Below are 16,936 nucleotides of genomic sequence, written 5' to 3'. Positions count from 1 at the left end.
CCCTCACATGGTCGTTGTGTGACAGGTCGGGCACGTAGCGTATCGATCCGAAGCGGACAACCGTGCCGCATCACCCGAAACGCCAACCGGCGTGAGAGCGCGAGGAATTCGGGATCGCGGAGTGACCGGCGTCTCACCACCTGAGACCGTGACACGCGTTACTAACCGCTCACACAGCGCCTCCAGAGCGCTAGGGTCCGCCGGAGAAGCAGACTTGGAGCGCGATTCAAGGGAGTCGTCAGTGGCACGGAAGCTCGCCGTCATCGGAGCCGGACTCATGGGGTCCGGCATCGCTCAGGTCGCCGCGCAGGCGGGCTGGGACGTCGTCCTGCGCGATGTCACCGACGAGGCACTGAAGCGTGGCACCGACGGCATCGAGGCCTCGTACGACAAGTTCGTCAGCAAGGGGAAGCTGGAGGCGGCGGACGCCGAGGCCGCCCTCGCCCGCATCACCGCCACCACGGACCTGGACGCCGCCGCCGACGCCGATGTCGTCGTGGAGGCCGTCTTCGAGAAGCTGGAGGTCAAGCACGAGATCTTCCGCGCGCTCGACAAGATCGTGCGCCCGGACACCGTGCTCGCCTCCAACACCTCCGCCATCCCGATCACCAAGATCGCGGCGGCCACCGAGCACCCCGAGCGGGTCGTCGGCGTCCACTTCTTCTCGCCGGTGCCGATGATGCAGCTCGTCGAGCTGGTCCGCGGGTACAAGACGAGCGACGAAACCCTCGCCACCGCACGGGAGTTCGCCGAGTCCGTCGGCAAGACCTGCATCGTCGTCAACCGCGACGTGGCCGGCTTCGTGACCACCCGGCTCATCTCCGCGCTCGTCGTGGAGGCCACCAAGCTCTACGAGTCCGGGGTCGCCACCGCCGAGGACATCGACCTCGCCTGCAAGCTGGGCTTCGGCCACGCCATGGGCCCGCTCGCGACCGCCGACCTCACGGGCGTCGACATCCTGCTGCACGCCACGAGCAACATCTACACCGAGTCCCAGGACGAGAAGTTCGCCGCGCCGGAGCTGATGCGCCGGATGGTGGATGCCGGTGACATCGGCCGCAAGAGCGGGCAGGGCTTCTACAAGTACTGAGCACCATCTGTACGGACATCCGCCGGATCTCACCCCCGGGAGTATCACTCCCCGGGGTGAATTCGGTATCGGTTCGCTTACAAACAGCAACCGCACCACCACTCGCACAGTCAGACGTTGCAACGTCACGGGTACCGATCAGGACGAGGCAGCGTCACGGAGTCCGCCAACCGCACTCAACGGGGAGCGCTTATGCACATCAGGGGCGACCATGCCGAGCTGGTCGTCGGGGGCCGCCTCGACGTCCGCAGCGCGGCGGACGCCCGTACGGCCCTGCACCGCGCCGTCGATCACGGCATCGGCGACCTGGTGCTCGACCTGTCGGAACTGGACTCCTGGGACGCCACCGGGCTCGGGGTGATCATGGGCGCCCACCGGCGGGCCGGCCGCTGCGGTCGCCGCCTGGTGCTGCGCGGCGTCCCGCCGCAGATGCAGCGCCTGCTGGTGGCCACCCGGCTGCACCGCATCCTCGCCATCGAGGGCGGCATCGGCGTGGAGTCGCTGCCCCGCGTGTGACGCGCCGCACGGCCGGTCCCCGGATGTGAAGCGCCGGGCGGCCGGGACGGGTGCGCACTGCGTGGGCAATCCTCACCGGACCGTGACGTGCCGGACCGTACGGCACCCCGCCCTGTCGGAGATACTGAGCCAAGGTTTAGGGTTCGGTCGCCCGCCGCCTCGCAACCCTCGACCGAGCGGGCCCGGACCAGAAGCGACGACGCTGTGTGCGACAAGGCCGGGAGGGGCCGGATCACGGGCACACGACGCTTTTGGGGGGCAGGAAACCCATGGAACCGATGGAACCCACCGACCCGATCGGCCCGGGACATCCGGGCCACCCGGGCCACCTGGGACCCGAGGGACCCGAGGGACACGGACAGGCGCCGGCCCGCCGCGCGCCCCGGGAATCCCTCACCTCCGACTTCGGCACGAGCACGCCCGCGCCCGCCCGCACGGCGCAGCTCGTCGCCGGTGATCTGCTGCTGACCGTCAACCCCGTCGACGGCAGCGAGATAGAGCCCTGCCCGCCGGCCCGGCGCCCCGCCGCGCCCCGCAAGCGCACCGCCGCCGAGCGCGCCGAGACCGAGCGGGCCGCCAGGCCGCCCGCCCCGGCCGGTCCCGCCCAGCCGCCCCTCGCCCTGCTGGAACGCCAGGACGAGCGCGAGCGCCTGGTCCGGCTGCTGGCCCGCGGCCGCTCCGTGCGCCTCACCGGCCCCGGCGGCTCCGGCCGCACCGCCCTGCTCGACCTCGTCGCCGAGGACTGCCAGGACCTCGCCCCCGACGGCGTGGTCCGGCTCAGCGGCTTCCGCCGCACCGCCGGCGACGTCCTCCACGACCTCTTCCACGCCGCGTACGACGCCCCCGGCCACCGCCCCGCCCCGGAGGACCTGCGCGCGCTCGTCGCCGAGATCGGCGCGGTCGTCGTCCTGGACGACATCGAGTTCGGCGGCGCCGGTCTGGACGAGCTCCTCGACACCGCCCGCGAGTGCGCCTTCCTGATCGGCGCCACCCCCGACGTGCCCGCGCCCTCCGCCGCCTCCGCGGTCGAGGAGGTCTTCCTCGGCGGCCTCGACCGCGCCGCCGGTGTGCAGATCCTGGAGCGCACCGTCGGCCGCGTCCTCACCGAGGAGGAGGCCAACTGGGCAGGCGACCTGTGGTTCGAGTCCGAGGGTCTGCCCCTGCGGTTCGTCCAGGCCGGTGCCCTGCTCAGGCAGCGCGAGGAGCTCCGGGCCGGCCCGGAGGCGGTGGACCGGCACGACGAGTACGGCGCGTACGGCGAGTACGGCGTCTTCGATGACGTACGACCGGACGTGCGCCTGCCCGTGGCCGTGGACCTGACCGTGGACCCGGCCGCGGAGCCGGCGGACGCCGTCCCGCTGCCCGCCCTCGGCGAGGCCGCCGCGCCCGCCCCGCTGCTCGCCTCCCGGCTCAGCGCCTCCGCCCGCGCCACCCTGCGGTTCGCCGTCGCCCTCGGCGGCGAGGTGCCGCACCAGGCGCATCTGCCGGCGCTGGTCGGCGACACCCACGCCGACGCCGCCCTCGGCGAGCTGACCGCCTGCGGACTGGTCTCCCCGGTGGGCGCCCGCTACCGGCTCGCGGCCGGGGTGCAGACCCAGCTGGAGGCCGCCGGATACGCCGACGACGCCCCGGACCGGGCGCTCGCCGCCGCCGAGCACTACACCTGGTGGACCGGCCACCCCTCGGTCACCCCCGAGCGGGTGAGCGCGGAGGCCGACGCGGTGCTGGCCGCCCTCGCCGCCGTCGTCCCGCAGGCCGCCGCGCCCGTCGACGGCGAGGAGAGCTGTGCGATACGGCTCGCCCGTACGGCCGCCCCCTCCTTCGCCGCCGGGCTCCAGTGGGGCGCGTGGGAGCGTGCGCTGCGTTCCGGAGCGGAGGCCGCCCGGCCGGCCGGTGACGTACATGAACAGGCCTATTTTCACCATGAGTTGGGTGTCCTGGCGCTCTGCTGCGGCCAGCTGGACCGGGCCCGCGCCGAGCTGGAGGCGTCCATCGGGCTGCGCGGCGCACTCGCCGACAAGCGGGGCACCGTCGCCGGGCGCCGGGCCCTCGCGCTGGTCGCCGACCGCTCGGGCGAGCTGCCCGGGATCGCGGCCATGGCGGGGGAGGAGCTGCCGGAGATACGGCACGAGGAGTCGGCGCCGCCGCCGTACGCTCCGCTCGGCGAGCCCCTGGTCACCCAGCAGCTGCCCGCGGCCCCGGCGCGCGGCGGGATCGGTGGCGTCCGCCGGCTGGCCCGCCGCAACCTGGTGGCGGCCGGCTCCGGCGCGCTGCTCGCCGCGGTCCTCGGCACGGTCGTCACGCTCGGCATGACGTCCCACGAGAACGCCGACAAGAACCCGGCCGGCAAGGTCGACGTCAACCCCTCCATCAGCGAGGGCACGGACGGCGGCTCCCTCGGCGCGGACCCCGGGCAGAGCCGCGGCGGCGGTACGACGGGCGGGGCGGCCGGGCGGCCGACGACCGCCGGCTCGGGCGGCACGTCCGCCACGACGGGCGGCTCGGGGCCGTCGACGGACCCGGCCCGGCCGTCGGAGAGCATCAGCCCGTCCGGGTCCGGCAGGACCTCGACCCCGCCGTCCAAGTCGCCCAAGCCGTCGGGGTCTTCCACCTCGCCGACGGGCGGGACGTCCGGCAGCGGCACGGGAGGGTCCACGGGCAGTTCCAGCGGGAGCCCGTCGGGCGGCACGAGCAGTGGCAGCACCGGCGGCACGACCAGCGGCGGCACGGGCGGTACGACGGGCAGCGGCACCGGCGGGACCACCACCGGAGGCTCCACGAGTGGCACCCCGGGCGGGACCACGGGGGGCGGCACCACGGGGGGCGGCACCACGGGCGGCTCGGGCGGCACGACCGGCGGATCCACCACCGGCACGTCCGGCACCACGACGAGCAGCGCGTCGGCGCCTCAGAGCGCACCGCAGCCTTCCGGCACGGTGGCCTGACCGCCCCGCGCCGCCCGCCCCTCTCGAACGGGGCGGGCGGCGCGGAACAGGCTCGTCAGAACAGCCGCAGCTTGTCGTCCTCGATGCCGCGCAGGGCGTCGTAGTCCAGGATCTGGCAGTTGATGCCGCGGTCGGTGGCGAGGACGCGGGCCTGGGGCTTGATCTCCTGGGCGGCGAAGACACCGCGGACCGGGGCCAGGTGCGGGTCGCGGTTCAACAGGTCGAGATAGCGCGTGAGTTGCTCCACGCCGTCGATCTCGCCCCGGCGCTTGATCTCGACCGCGACCGTCGCGCCGTCCGCGTCCCGGCACAGGATGTCCACCGGGCCGATGGCCGTCATGTACTCGCGGCGGATCAGGGTGTAGCCCTCGCCCAGGGTCTCGATGCGGTCGGCGAGGAGTTCCTGGAGGTGCGCTTCCACGCCGTCCTTGATCAGGCCGGGGTCCACGCCGAGTTCGTGCGAGGAGTCGTGGAGGATCTCCTCCATCGTGATGATCAGTTTCTCGCCCGCCTTGTTGACGACCGTCCAGACGCCGTCTTCCTCGCCGCTTCCTTCCTTCAGCGTGCAGGGCGGCGACATCCAGTTCAGGGGCTTGTAGGCCCGGTCGTCCGCGTGGATGGAGACGCTGCCGTCCGCCTTGACCAGGATCAGTCGGGGCGCCGAGGGCAGGTGGGCGGTGAGCCGGCCGGCGTAGTCGACCGAGCAGCGGGCAATGACGAGACGCATGGTCGGCAACGCTACTCGACACCCCGAGGTGCGCGCGATTCGCCCGCCCTGCTCCCGAACGATCGCCCCAATTGTCCCTGGAAACTCTTGTTCATCCCTGGCCGATTGTGCGCGTAACGGGACCGTTCCATATACGCATTCTGCTGGTGTGGTCACCTACGGTTGCCTACCGTAGGGAACGTGAGGTCGCGGCGTATGTACGGAGCGTGTTCGACATCGCGAACTCCCTTACCTGTCCGGCAACCCCTGCTCCCTGCGGGGGTGCGAGAGGAGAACCCATGTCGCTCGACGTCTCACCGGCCCTACTCGAACAGGCCGAGCGAGGCGAGGTCGACGAAGCAGAATTCGTCGACTGCGTCCGGACCTCCCTGCCTTACGCATGGGAGATGATCAGCTCCCTGGTGGCGCGGCTGAAGGTCGACGGCGGTCCGTTCGCCGACAACCTGACGCCCCCGCCGGACGAGCAGGCACGCGGTCAGCTGTTGCGCGCGCTCGCGAGTGATGCCATCCGCGGCGCGCTGCAGCGGCACTTCGGTGTGCGTCTGGCCTTCCAGAACTGCCACCGGGTGGCGGTGTTCCCGCTGGACGCCTCGGCGGACGAGACCTTGGCTCGCTTCACGTCGGTGCGCAACCAGTTGCTCAACCAGTCGCCGGAGCTTCGGGACTGCTGACGGGCTGCCCCGCCACGACACCGGCAGTGAGCCGCTTGCTTGCCGCTCCACTCGCGGGAGGTGCTTTCACCACTGGGGCGGCAAGCCCCCCAGGTGGCTTGCGCGAAAGGCCCGTCGGATCAACGCAGTTGAGGCAGGACCTCGGTGCCCAGCCGCCGCAGGTTCTCCTCGGTCGCGGCGAGGTCGCCCGAGCCCTCGACGAGGAGGGCGAAGCGGGAGATGCCCGTGCGCTCCGAGGTGGCCGCGAGCCGGTCGGCGGCGAGCCGCGGGGTGCCCACCGGATGCAGGCCGCAGAGCAGTTCGGTGTAGGCGTACGGATCGCGCATCTGACGCGTCCGCCCGTCGACCGTCACATGCGCCTCCAGCCCCTGTTTCAGCCAGCCCGGCATCGCTTTCAGCAGGGTCTCCACCGCGTCCGTGCGCCGGTCCGCGAGCTGGCACACCCCGGCCGAGACGTGGGCCGCCTCCGCGATCTCCTCGGCGGGCCGGCCCGCCGCCCGGGCGCAGCGCCGCCACAGGGCGACCATCTCGGCCTTCTCCTCGTCCCCGACGTGCATGCCGAGGAGCATGGGCAGCCCGCGCTCGGCGGCCAGCCGCACGCTCGCCGGGGAGGTGCAGGCGACGACGACCTCGGGGCCGGGCGTCTCCGTCAGCCCGTCCGAGGGGCGGGGTACGACGGCCACCTCACGGAAGGCGAACCGCTCGCCCTCGCCCGCCACCCGCGGCTCGCGCAGCCAGCGCAGCAGCAGATCGAGTGACTCCGGGAATCCGTGTTCGTACGCACCGAGGCCCATGCCGAACACCTCCAGGTCCACCCAGGGGCCGCCGCGGCCCACGCCCAGCGTGAACCGGCCGCCGCTCGTCAGGTGCAGCAGCGCGGCCTGCTCGCCGAGGGCCACCGGGTGCGCGGTGGGCAGTACGCTGACCGCCGTACCCACCCGGATGCGGTGGGTGCGGCCGAGCAGATACGCGGCCAGGGTGACCGCGGACGGGCATGTGCCGTACGGCACGAAGTGGTGCTCGGCCAGCCAGACCGCGTCCAGCCCGGCCTCCTCGGCGACCTCCGCCGAGCGGACCGCCCGGTGCAGGGCCTCTCCCGGACCCTGGCCCGGGAACTGGGCGCCCAGCACAAAGCTTCCTACGTACATCGCGTTTCCTGCTTCCTTGGCCCCGACCCGGAGCTCCCCCACCCGGCATAACCGTCCGACACGTGCCCAGGACACGGCTTGGCGGAGGGATTTGCCGATTGTCTTCAGAATGACGGGCCCTGGAGGGGGACTTGTAGGGGTTGGAGCTCTTCGCGTACCCCGCTCGGCGGCGCGTAGGCTGGACGGAGCCCGTGCTTCCCCGTGCAGCCCCGAGAGGTGTCCCGTGTCCCCGCGCCGCAACCGACCCAAGGCAGCCGGATCGCAGGGCCGCAGTGCCGAGGACGACCGCACCGGCCGGTACGGCGGCTGGCAGTCGACCGAGGACTGGCAGGGCGAGGAGTGGAGCGTGCGCCATGTCGCCGGGGCGAGCGCGCAGGGCAAGACCTACCGCTGCCCGGGCTGCGACCAGCTGATCCCCTCCGGGGTCCCGCACGTGGTGGCCTGGCCCGGGCACGCGGGCGTGGACGACCGCCGGCACTGGCACAAGGCGTGCTGGAACGCGAAGGACCGCCGCACCACGCGGGTGCAGCGGTCCCGTAACGCGCCGAAGTTCTGAGGGCCGGGGGCCTCGGCGTCACACGTCCCGGCTGCGCAGCAGCGCGAAGGCACCGGCGTACGCCGCGGCCGTCACGCCCAGCATGATCCACAGCGGGTCCCAGCCCGACGGGCCGGACGTGCTCAGCGAGTTGGAGTAGAACACGCTCATCTGGTTCGGGATCGAGTACTCCAGCAGCCACTCGCGGAGCTTGTGCAGCGACTCGGAGAACATGAACAGCGCGATCACCAGCGGCGCGAGCAGCAGGCCGATCATGATCGTGATGGCGCCCGCCGAGTGCCGGATGATCGAGCCGATGAGCAGCGAGAGCAGGCCGAGCAGCGCGATGTAGAGGCTCACGCCGACGGTGGCCTTGAACCACTCGCTGCCGGTCGGCGTCCGCGCGCCATTGCCCTGCACCATGGCGTTCTGCACCATCGCCACGAACGCGGCGCAGGCCAGCGTGATCACGAAGGCCAGGACGAAGAACACGATCGCCTTCGCGGCCAGCACCCGGCTGCGGCTCGGGCACGCCGTCATCGTCGTCCGGATCATGCCCGTGCCGTACTCGGACGCCGTGGTCAGCACGCCGAGGGTCATGATGCACATGCTGCCGAGCAGCAGCCCGAAGAAGCCGAGCTGGAGCGGGCTCTGGTCGTTCATCTGCGAGGAGGAGCGGCTGACCACCGCGCCGGCCAGCAGGCCGATGCCGACGACGAGCAGCACGAAGACGCCGAGCGTCCAGATCGTCGACCGCACCGACTTGATCTTCGTCCACTCGGAGGCCAGCGCGTGCCCGAGGTGGGCGCGCACGACCGGGATCGGCGAGGTGTAACCGGGGTACTGCCCGCCGGGCGCCGCCTGCCAGTCGGGAGCGGCAGCTGCGGGTGCCTGCGGCATCGGGGGCTGGTGGGTGCTCATCGGGCGTCGTCCTTGGGCTGGGTCCGGGTCGGGTCGGCGGGTGCGGGTGCGGGCGCGGCGGCCGGAGCCGGGGGAGCGGTGGGCGCCGGGCCCTGCGCGTACGGGTTCGGGGCGCCCGGGGCGGCGGGGTGGCCCTGCGGGGCCTGCGGGGCGCCGTACGGGCCCGGCTGGGCGCCGTAGGGGCCGCCGGCCGGGGCCTGGCCCGGGACGGGCTGCCCGCCCTGCTGGGGCGGCGGCGGGGCGTACCAGCCGGGCTGGCCCTGGCCGGGCACCGGCATGGGCGGCTGCGCGCCGGGCGGCAGCGGCTGCTGCAGGCCCGCCTTCTGGTCGATGGTCGAGCGGTAGTCCACGGCGCCCTGCGTCATCCGCATGTACGCCTCCTCCAGCGAGGCCTGGTGCGGCGACAGCTCCCACAGCCGCACGTCCGCCGCGTGCGCGAGGTCGCTGATCCGGGGCAGCGGCAGCCCGGTCACCCGCAGCGCGCCGTCCTGCTCCGGCAGCACGTGGCCGCCGGCCTCGGTGAGCGCGGAGGTCAGCTTCTCGCGCAGCTGGGGCTCGGTGTCGGGGGTGCGCACGCGCGCGAAGTCGGCGGAGTTGGCCGAGATGAAGTCCGTCACGCTCATGTCGGAGAGCAGCTGGCCGCGGCCGATGACGATGAGGTGGTCGGCGGTCAGCGCCATCTCGCTCATCAGGTGCGAGGAGACGAAGACCGTACGGCCCTCCGCCGCGAGCGCCTTCATCAGGTTGCGGACCCAGAGGATGCCCTCGGGGTCGAGGCCGTTGACCGGCTCGTCGAACAGCAGCACCTGCGGGTCGCCGAGGAGCGCGGCGGCGATGCCCAGGCGCTGGCCCATGCCGAGCGAGAACCCCTTGGAGCGCTTTTTGGCCACGTCCTGGAGGCCGACGACCCCGAGCACCTCGTCCACGCGCCGGGCCGGGATGCCCGACAGCTGGGCGAGGCTCAGCAGGTGGTTGCGCGCGCTGCGCCCGCCGTGCACGGCCTTGGCGTCGAGCAGCGCGCCGACCTGGCGAGGCGCGTTGGGCAGCTTGCGGTACGGGTAGCCGCCGATGGTCACGGTGCCGGACGTGGGATTGTCCAGCCCGAGGATCATCCGCATCGTCGTCGACTTGCCCGAGCCGTTCGGCCCGAGGAAGCCGGTCACGGTTCCCGGTCGCACCTGGAAGGAAAGGTTGTACACGGCGGTCTTGTCGCCGTAGCGCTTGGTCAGGCCGACAGCCTCGATCATGCTCCGCACCCATCGAAAGGATCTGGACAGCGGGGCGCACGCCCCCGTAAGGGTTAGGAGGATATCGAGCGGCTGACGGTTCCGCTCAAAAGAAAGTAAAGCCTGAGCGTCACGAAGCGTGAATGATCGGCCTACTGCGCGTCCCGCCGCTTCAGCAGCACGTATCCGCCGGCGAGCGCCGCGAGCACCCACAGCACCATGATCCCGAGCCCGCCCCAGGGCCCGTACGGCCGCTCGTCGCCGAGTCTCGGCACCACCTGCATGATCCGGCTGCCCGCCTGGTCCGGCAGGAACCGGCCGATCTTCTTGGTCGCGTCGACGTTGCCGAGGATGGTGGAGATCAGGAAGAAGAACGGCATCAGGATGCCGAGCGAGAGCATCGGCGAGCGTAGCATCGCCGCGACCCCCATCGAGAACACCGCGATCAGCGTCATGTACAGCCCGCCGCCGACCACCGCGCGCAGCACTCCGGGATCCCCGAGGTGCGCCCGGTACGGCCCGAGCACCGCCTGCCCGAGGAAGAACGCGGCGAAGCTCGTCGCCATCGCCACGACCAGCGCGAGCGCGGCGGCCACGGCGACCTTGCTGAACAGGAAGGTGGCGCGGCGCGGCACGGCGGCCAGCGAGACGAGGATCATGCCGGTGCTGTACTCGTTCGACACGACCAGCACACCGAACACGATCATGGCGAGCTGGCCGAGGCTCATGCCCGCGAAGGACACGAAGGTCGGGTCGAACGACAGCCGGTCCGTGACCGGCATCGAGGCGAACTGGCCGCGGGACAGCGCTGAGATGAGCATGCCGAGCGCGATCGTGACGACCAGAGCCACCGACAGCGTCCACACCGTCGACGCCACCGACCGGATCTTCGTCCACTCGGACCGGATGACCTGACCCGCCGCCACGGCGCTCACACCCCCTTCCAGCCGGCGCCCCAGTCCCGCGGGGCGGATTCCGGTTCCGGGCCGGCCTGCGCGTGGTACTCCACCGACTCCGCCGTCAGCCGCATGAACGCCTCCTCCAGCGACGCCTGCTGGGTGCTCAGCTCGTGCAGCACGATCCCGTGCCGCGCCGCCAGCTCACCGATCCGCTCGGCCTTGCCCCCGTCCACCTCCAGCGCCTCCCCGCCCGCCTCGACGACGGTGACCCCGTCCTCGTGCAGCACGTCGAGCAGCCGCTCCCGCTGGGGCGAGCGGATCCGGACGTACGCGCGCGCGTTGTCCCGGATGAAGCCGGCCATGGACGTGTCCGCGAGCAGCCGCCCCTGCCCGATGACCACCAGATGATCGGCGGTCAGCGCCATCTCGCTCATCAGATGGCTGGAGACGAACACCGTCCGCCCCTGCGCGGCCAGCGACTTCATCAGGTTCCGGATCCAGTGGATGCCCTCCGGGTCGAGCCCGTTGACCGGCTCGTCGAACATCAGGATCCGCGGATCGCCGAGCAGCGCCCCGGCGATCCCGAGCCGCTGCCCCATGCCGTACGAGAACCCCTTGGCCTTCTTGCGTGCCACGGCGGTCAGTCCGACGGCCTCCAGCACCTCGCCGACCCGGCTCCTCGGAATGCCGTTGCTCTGCGCGAGGCAGAGCAGATGGTTGTACGCGCTGCGCCCGCCGTGCACGGCCTTGGCGTCCAGCAGCGCACCGATGTACGTCAGCGGGTCCGCCAACTGGTCGTAGTGCCTGCCGTCGATCCGGACGTCCCCGGCGGTGGGGTGGTCGAGCCCGAGGATCATCCGCATGGTGGTGGACTTCCCGGCCCCGTTGGGCCCGAGGAAGCCGGTCACGATGCCGGGTCTGACCTGGAAGGTGAGATGGTCGACCGCCACCTTCTCGCCGTACCGCTTGGTCAGCCCCGCCAGCTCGATCATGCGGCCACGCTAAGACGAGCGAAAGCCCCCTGCCACTTGAGGGCAGGGGGCTGGGTCGCGTCCCTTCAGGGGCGCGGGGAACTGCGCGACCGGCCACATCCGGCCCGCAGTTCCCCTACGGCCTGTCGGTTCAGCGCGTCTGCTGCGCCGGCACCCCACGGGAGATGGGCTCGTCCTCACCCGGCGCACCGGCGGCAGCCACCGCGGCGCCGGTCAGCGTGGCCAGCATCTCGCGGACGTTGGTCAGCTGGGCGTTGATGCTGTCGCGGCGGTTGGTCAGCGCAGCGAGCTCGCGCTCGGATTCCGACCGGATCCGGTCCGCCTTGGCGTTGGCGTCGGCCACGATGTCCTCGGCCTGGCGCTGGGCCGTCTCCACCGTCTGGCGGGCGCGGCGCTCGGCGTCCGTGCGCAGCTTCTCCGCCTCCAGGCGCAGCTGCTCGGCGCGGTGCTCGATCTCCGCCAGCCGCTTCTCGGCCTTCTGCTGGCGCGAGGCCAGGTCGCGCTCGGACTGCTCGCGGCGCTTGGCGAGGTTCGTCTCGAAGTCGGCGGCGGCCTGCGCGGCCTTGGCGCGGGTCTCCTCGAAGAGGGCGTCCGCCTCCTCCCGCTTGGACTGCGCGTCCTTCTGCGCCTCGGTGCGCAGCTGGGCCGCGTCGCCCTTGGCCTTCTCGACGATCCGGACGCCCTCGTCCTCGGCCTTGGCCTTGCGCTCGGCGGCGTAGGATTCGGCGTCGTTGCGGACCTGCTGGGCCGCCGACTCGGCGAGGTCGCGGTGCTGTTCGGCCGCCCGCCGGGCCTCCTCACGCAGCTCCTTGGCCTCTTCCTCGGCCAGGCGCAGGATCTTCTCGACCCGCGCGCCGAGACCCGCGTACGACGGCTCGGCGTCGGTGACCTGGGCCTGGGCGTTCTGCGTTTCGAGGTGGAGCTCCTCGATGCGCTTCTCCAGGGCGGTGATCCGGGCGAGAGCGCTGTCACGGTCGGAGACGAGCTTGGAGATACGTTCGTCCACCTGAGCGCGGTCGTACCCACGCCGCACAAGCTCGAAGCCGTAGGGGGAAGTGTCGCTCATGGGGTTCCTGTCGAATGAGACCGGTGAGGTGATAGGTGGAATCCTAGGGGCCGAAGCGGTGTGTCATCACGCGGATACGTGTTTGATCTGGAGAATGAGACCCCTTTTGGGTGGCTGACGGCCGGAAAGCTTGCCAACGACCCGGGCAAAGCCCCCAGAAGACACCGGAACGTCCCCGACACGCTACCCGTCTGACGATTTGCCACCCGATCGTGGGGCGCCGACCGAGGCGCCCGCCTTGACCCCGCCGTCCTTGCCGGCCGTCGGCGCCTCGAAGGACTCCAGCGCCTCCAGGACGTCCTGGACCCGTGAGATCTCGGCGTTGATGTCCTCGCGCCGGCGCACCAGGATCTCCAGCTCGCGCTTGCCCTCCTCGACCGTGCGCCGGGCCTCCCGGATCGCCTCGGCCTTCAGCTCCTCGGCCTCCTTGACGAGCCTGGCCTTCTTCTGCTCGGCCTCCTTGAGCAGCCCCTCCGCCTTCTTGACGGCGGCGATACGCACCTTGCCCGCCTCGGAGTTGGCATCGGAGACCATCTCCTTGGCCTTCGCCTCCGCCTTGGCCAGCTGCTCCTCGGCGGCCTTGATGAGCGCGTCGCAGCGGTCGCCGGTGGACTTCATCGTCTCGGCGGCCTCGCGGCGGGCCCGCTCGTGCAGCTCCTCGATCTCGGTCGTGATGCGGTCGCGCAGCTCCTCGGCCCGCTCCCTTATCGCGGTCGCGTCCCGGCGGGCACCGACCAGCAGCTCGTCCGCGTCCGTACGGGCCTTCTCCACCAGGGAGTTGCCCTCGACGGTCGACTCGGCGACGATCCGCTCGGCCTCGCTGCGGGCCGCGCCCACCATCGTGTCGGCCTGCGACTCGGCGTCCGCGGTCGTCTTCAGCGCCTGCTGCTGCGCCTCGGTGAGCAGCTTGTCGGCCTCGGCCGTGGTCTCCGTGATGAGCGTGTCGACCTGCTCGGCCGCCTCCGAGCGCCGCTTGTTGGCATCCTTGCGGGCCTCGTCCAGAGTCCGGTCGGCCTCCTCGCGCGCGGAGTTGACGAGCCGCTCCGCCTCCGCCTCCGCCTCCGCCCGCAGCCGCTCGGCGTCCGCCCGCAGCCGCTCGGCGTGCTGCTGGGCCGAGCCGACCGTCTCCGCCGCCTCGGCGCGCAGCCGCTCGGCGTCGTCGGTGGCCTCACCGATCAGCTGCTCGGCGCCCGCCAGCGCCTCCGCGCGGACCCGGTCCGCCTCGGCCACGGTCTCCGACTGGAGCCGCTCGGCCTCGGCCAGCGCCTCGGTGCGCACCCGGTCGGCCTCCGCGGCCGTCTCAGTCGTCAGCCGCTCGGCCTCGCTGCGGGCCTCGGTGATCAGGGTGTCCGCCTGGGTCGCCGCGTCCGAGCGGATGCGGTTGGCGTCCTCGCGGGCGTCCGCCCGGGTGCGGGCCGCGCTCTGGTCGGCCTCGGCGAGCGCGTCGGACGCCTCGGTGCGCACACGCTGGCTGTACTCGCCCGCGTCCGCGCGCAGCCGCTCGGCCTCCGCGATCGCCTCCGCGACCGTACGCTCCGCCAGTGCCTTCGCGGCCTCCGTCTCCTCGCCGACCTCGCGGCGGATCCGGGCGGCGTCCTCGCTCGCCCGCTCCCGCTCGGCGTAGGCGTCGGCGCGGACCCGGTCCGCCTCCTGTTCGGCCTCCCGCTTCGTACGGTCCGCCGCGTGCTCGGCGGCCGAGCGCAGCCCGGTGATCTCCTCCTGCGCCTGCTCGTGCAGCCCGGCGACGGAGTCCCGCACCTGCTGGGCGTGCTGCTCGGCGGCCGAGACCATCTCGGTGGCGCGCCGGTCGGCCTCCTCCACCAGCCGGACCGCCTCGGCCTGCGCCTCCTCGACCCGCTTGCGGGCGGAGGCCAGCAGCTCCTCGCTCTGCTCGCGGGCACGCAGCCGCTCCTGGTCGGCCTCCTCGCGCGCCGAGCCGAGCGTCTCCTCGGCCTCGCGGCGGCGCCGGGCGGCCTCCTCCTGCGCGGCGGCCAGCGTCTCGGATGCCTCGGTGGCGAGCCGCTCGGCGGCGGCCTGCGCCTCCGTGCGCACCCGGTCGGCACTCTCCTGCGCCTCCGTCTTCAGCCGCTCGGCCTCGGCGCCGGCCTCGGAGCGCAGCCGTACGGCGACGGACTCGGCCTCGGCGCGGGAGGCGGCCGCGTCGGCCGCGGCCTCGTCGCGCAGCCGCTCGGCCTCGGCCTCGGCCTGCTGCTGGAGCGTGCGGATCCGCTCGGCGGCCTCCGTGCGCAGCCGCTCGGCCTCCTCGGCGGCCTCCCGGCGGATCCGGGTGGCCTCCTCGCGCGCCTCGCCGAGCGCCTGCTCGGCGGAGTCCAGGCGCTCCTGTGCCTCGGTCTGGAGCCGGGTCAGCTCCGCGGCGGCCTCGGCGCGGCGGGCCTCGATCGCGCGCTCGGTCTCCTCGCGCAGCTCGCGCGCCGCGCTCTCGGCGTCCGTGAGGACCGTCTCGACCTGCGCCTCGGCCTCGGCCCGCAGCCGCTCGGCCTCCGCACGGCTGCGCTCCAGGGTCTCGTCGGCCTGCCGGCGCAGGCCGGTGGCCCGCTCGATGGCCTCGGTGCGGACCTTCTCGCTGTCCGCGGCCGCGCTCTTGCGCAGCTCGTCGGCGTCGACCCTGGCCTTGGCCAGCAGCTCCTCGGCGGACCTGGCGCCCTCCTCGATCTGCGTGACCGCCTCCCGGCGGGCCTCGGCACGGATCGACTCGCCCTCGGCGACCGCGTCGGCGCGCAGCTGCTCGGCCTCGCCGCGCAGCCGGCGGGCCTCCTCCTGCAGCTCGACCGTCTTGGCGCGGTACTCCTTGGTGTCGTCCTTCGCCGCGCCCTTGAGCTGCTCGGCGATGTCGTGCGCCTCGGCGCGCAGCCGGTCCGCCTCGGCCTCGGCCTCGGTACGGATCCGCTCGGCCTCCTCGGCGGCGGCCCGGGTGGTCCGCTTGGCCTCCTCGGCGGCCTTGTCGAGCACGTCCTCGGCGGTCTTGGCCGCCTTGGACAGCTGGGTCGCGCTCTCCTCGGCGGTGATCGTACGGGCCTTCTCGGCGGCCTCGGCGACGATCTTCTCGGCCTCGGCGCGGGCGTCCGCGACCAGCTGCTCGGCATCCGAGCGGGTGGTCTCGGCCTCCTTGGTGGCCTCCTCGACCAGCCGGGCGACCTGCTCCTTCGCCGTGCGCGTGCGCGTCTCGTTCGCGGACTCGGCGCTCGACAGGGTCTTCGCGGCGGCCTGCTCGGCCTCGGTGACCAGCTTCTCGGCCTCGGCCTGCGCCTTGCGCAGCGCCTCCTCGGCCGCCGCCATCCGCTCCTCGGCGGCCCGGCTCAGCTCGGCGGACTGCCGGCGGGCGGCGTCCGACTCGGTGAGCGTGGAGGAGCGCAGCTGCTCGGCGTGGTCGGTGGCCTCCTGGGCCTGCGTGGACGCGGCGTTCAGCAGCCGCTCGGCGTCCGTGCGGGCCCGGCGCAGGATCTGCTCGGCCTCCGCGCGGGCCGCCTCGGCGTCGTTCGTGAGCCGCTGGCGGGCCTCGTCGGTCAGCCGCTCGGCCTCCGCGCGGGCGGCGGCCAGCGCCTGGTCGGCCTCCGCGCGGGACTCGTCCAGCAGCCGGCGGGCCTGCTGCTCGGTGCGGGCGCGCAGCTGCTCCGCCCAGGCCACGTTCTCGTTGACGTGCGACTCGACCGTCGAGCGGCGCTCGGCCAGCTCCTGGTCGAGCTGCTGGCGCCGGGTCACCGCCTCCTGGTGCAGCTCGGCCTGGAGACGGGCGGCCTGCTCGGCGTGCTCCTGGAGGATGCGCTGGGTCTGCGCGCGGGCCTCCGCGGCCATCCGCTCCGCCTCCTGGCGCAGCTGGTCGGCCTGCATCTGGGCATTGCGGAGCAACTGCTCGGCCTGGTAGCCGATGTCGCCGCCGTCGAAGGCGGGCCGGGTCATGAGGGTGCGGCGCGCCTCGTGCAGCTTGGCGCGCAGCACCTCGACCTGGTAGCCGAGGTCCTCGGCGTGCTGGATCGCCTTTTCCCGCTCGGTCCTCAGCCGCTTCATCTCGGCCTCGAACCGAGAGAGGTGGTCGACGTCAGCCGCCGGCTCTCGCTCCTGGCTCTCGTAGCCCCGCACTGCGCGGTCCCATCCGTCCCCTGGTCAGCTTCTGCAACGAGCTCCGTCCAACCGCCGAACGGGGCCCCCGGGGAATGGTGTCAGATCAACGGCGGAGCACGG

General features: G+C 72.9%; 13 protein-coding genes. 5 read left to right on the top strand and 8 right to left on the bottom strand.

Annotated features, from left to right (window positions below; genetic code table 11):
* Nucleotides 1–241 precede the first annotated feature (241 nt).
* From ACZ4MF_RS35690 to ACZ4MF_RS35680, 3 genes are all read left to right on the top strand, one after another.
* Entirely contained in the window at nucleotides 242–1,090 is an 849-nt protein-coding gene (locus ACZ4MF_RS35690) for a 3-hydroxyacyl-CoA dehydrogenase family protein (protein ID WP_467496721.1), read from the top strand.
* A gap of 192 nt (nucleotides 1,091–1,282) precedes the next feature.
* Nucleotides 1,283–1,606: an STAS domain-containing protein gene (locus tag ACZ4MF_RS35685; RefSeq protein WP_356027785.1), complete on the top strand. Its 324-nt coding sequence runs from the start codon at nucleotides 1,283–1,285 to the stop codon at nucleotides 1,604–1,606.
* Nucleotides 1,607–1,875: 269 nt separating this feature from the next.
* Nucleotides 1,876–4,551: an ATP-binding protein gene (locus ACZ4MF_RS35680; RefSeq protein WP_467496719.1), complete on the top strand. Its 2,676-nt coding sequence runs from the start codon at nucleotides 1,876–1,878 to the stop codon at nucleotides 4,549–4,551.
* A gap of 55 nt (nucleotides 4,552–4,606) precedes the next feature.
* Here the strand turns inward: ACZ4MF_RS35680 and nucS are convergent, their stop codons facing one another.
* Nucleotides 4,607–5,278: an endonuclease NucS gene (nucS, locus tag ACZ4MF_RS35675; RefSeq protein WP_071376419.1), complete on the bottom strand. Its 672-nt coding sequence runs from the start codon at nucleotides 5,276–5,278 to the stop codon at nucleotides 4,607–4,609.
* 278 nt (nucleotides 5,279–5,556) lie between these two features.
* Between nucS and ACZ4MF_RS35670 the strand changes: the two genes are divergently transcribed.
* On the top strand, nucleotides 5,557–5,949 hold the full coding sequence (locus ACZ4MF_RS35670) for an SCO5389 family protein (RefSeq protein WP_356027789.1): 393 nt from the start codon (nucleotides 5,557–5,559) through the stop codon (nucleotides 5,947–5,949).
* Nucleotides 5,950–6,068: 119 nt separating this feature from the next.
* Here the strand turns inward: ACZ4MF_RS35670 and ACZ4MF_RS35665 are convergent, their stop codons facing one another.
* Complete coding sequence (locus ACZ4MF_RS35665) at nucleotides 6,069–7,097, bottom strand: LLM class flavin-dependent oxidoreductase (RefSeq protein WP_467496717.1); 1,029 nt, start codon at nucleotides 7,095–7,097, stop codon at nucleotides 6,069–6,071.
* 223 nt (nucleotides 7,098–7,320) lie between these two features.
* On the opposite strand from ACZ4MF_RS35665, the gene ACZ4MF_RS35660 reads away from it, so the two are divergent.
* Nucleotides 7,321–7,653 carry an ATP/GTP-binding protein gene (locus ACZ4MF_RS35660; protein WP_467496715.1) on the top strand — a complete coding sequence of 111 codons (333 nt, stop codon included), beginning with the start codon at nucleotides 7,321–7,323 and terminating at the stop codon, nucleotides 7,651–7,653.
* A gap of 18 nt (nucleotides 7,654–7,671) precedes the next feature.
* Here the strand turns inward: ACZ4MF_RS35660 and ACZ4MF_RS35655 are convergent, their stop codons facing one another.
* From ACZ4MF_RS35655 to scy, 6 genes are all read right to left on the bottom strand, one after another.
* A complete protein-coding gene (locus ACZ4MF_RS35655; protein ID WP_467496713.1) occupies nucleotides 7,672–8,553 on the bottom strand; it encodes an ABC transporter permease in 882 nt (293 codons plus the stop codon).
* Nucleotides 8,550–9,800 carry an ABC transporter ATP-binding protein gene (locus ACZ4MF_RS35650; protein ID WP_467496711.1) on the bottom strand — a complete coding sequence of 417 codons (1,251 nt, stop codon included), beginning with the start codon at nucleotides 9,798–9,800 and terminating at the stop codon, nucleotides 8,550–8,552. The genes ACZ4MF_RS35655 and ACZ4MF_RS35650 overlap by 4 nt, the downstream gene beginning before the upstream one ends.
* A 131-nt stretch (nucleotides 9,801–9,931) precedes the next feature.
* The gene (locus ACZ4MF_RS35645; RefSeq protein ID WP_467496784.1) at nucleotides 9,932–10,705 is read right to left on the bottom strand and encodes an ABC-2 transporter permease; all 774 of its coding nucleotides are present in this window, start codon (nucleotides 10,703–10,705) and stop codon (nucleotides 9,932–9,934) included.
* 5 nt (nucleotides 10,706–10,710) lie between these two features.
* Nucleotides 10,711–11,670 carry an ABC transporter ATP-binding protein gene (locus tag ACZ4MF_RS35640; RefSeq protein ID WP_467496709.1) on the bottom strand — a complete coding sequence of 320 codons (960 nt, stop codon included), beginning with the start codon at nucleotides 11,668–11,670 and terminating at the stop codon, nucleotides 10,711–10,713.
* A 130-nt stretch (nucleotides 11,671–11,800) separates the two neighbouring features.
* Nucleotides 11,801–12,736: a coiled-coil domain-containing protein gene (locus ACZ4MF_RS35635; protein ID WP_071376412.1), complete on the bottom strand. Its 936-nt coding sequence runs from the start codon at nucleotides 12,734–12,736 to the stop codon at nucleotides 11,801–11,803.
* Between the two features lie 183 nt (nucleotides 12,737–12,919).
* Nucleotides 12,920–16,834, bottom strand: a complete 3,915-nt coding sequence (gene scy, locus ACZ4MF_RS35630; RefSeq protein ID WP_467496707.1) for a polarized growth protein Scy — start codon at nucleotides 16,832–16,834, stop codon at nucleotides 12,920–12,922.
* Nucleotides 16,835–16,936: the final 102 nt, after the last annotated feature.

Source organism: Streptomyces sp. NPDC025793 (assembly GCF_055558375.1).
The sequence above is the reverse complement of the archived record's forward strand: the minus strand, read 5'-3'. Positions and strand labels throughout refer to the sequence as shown.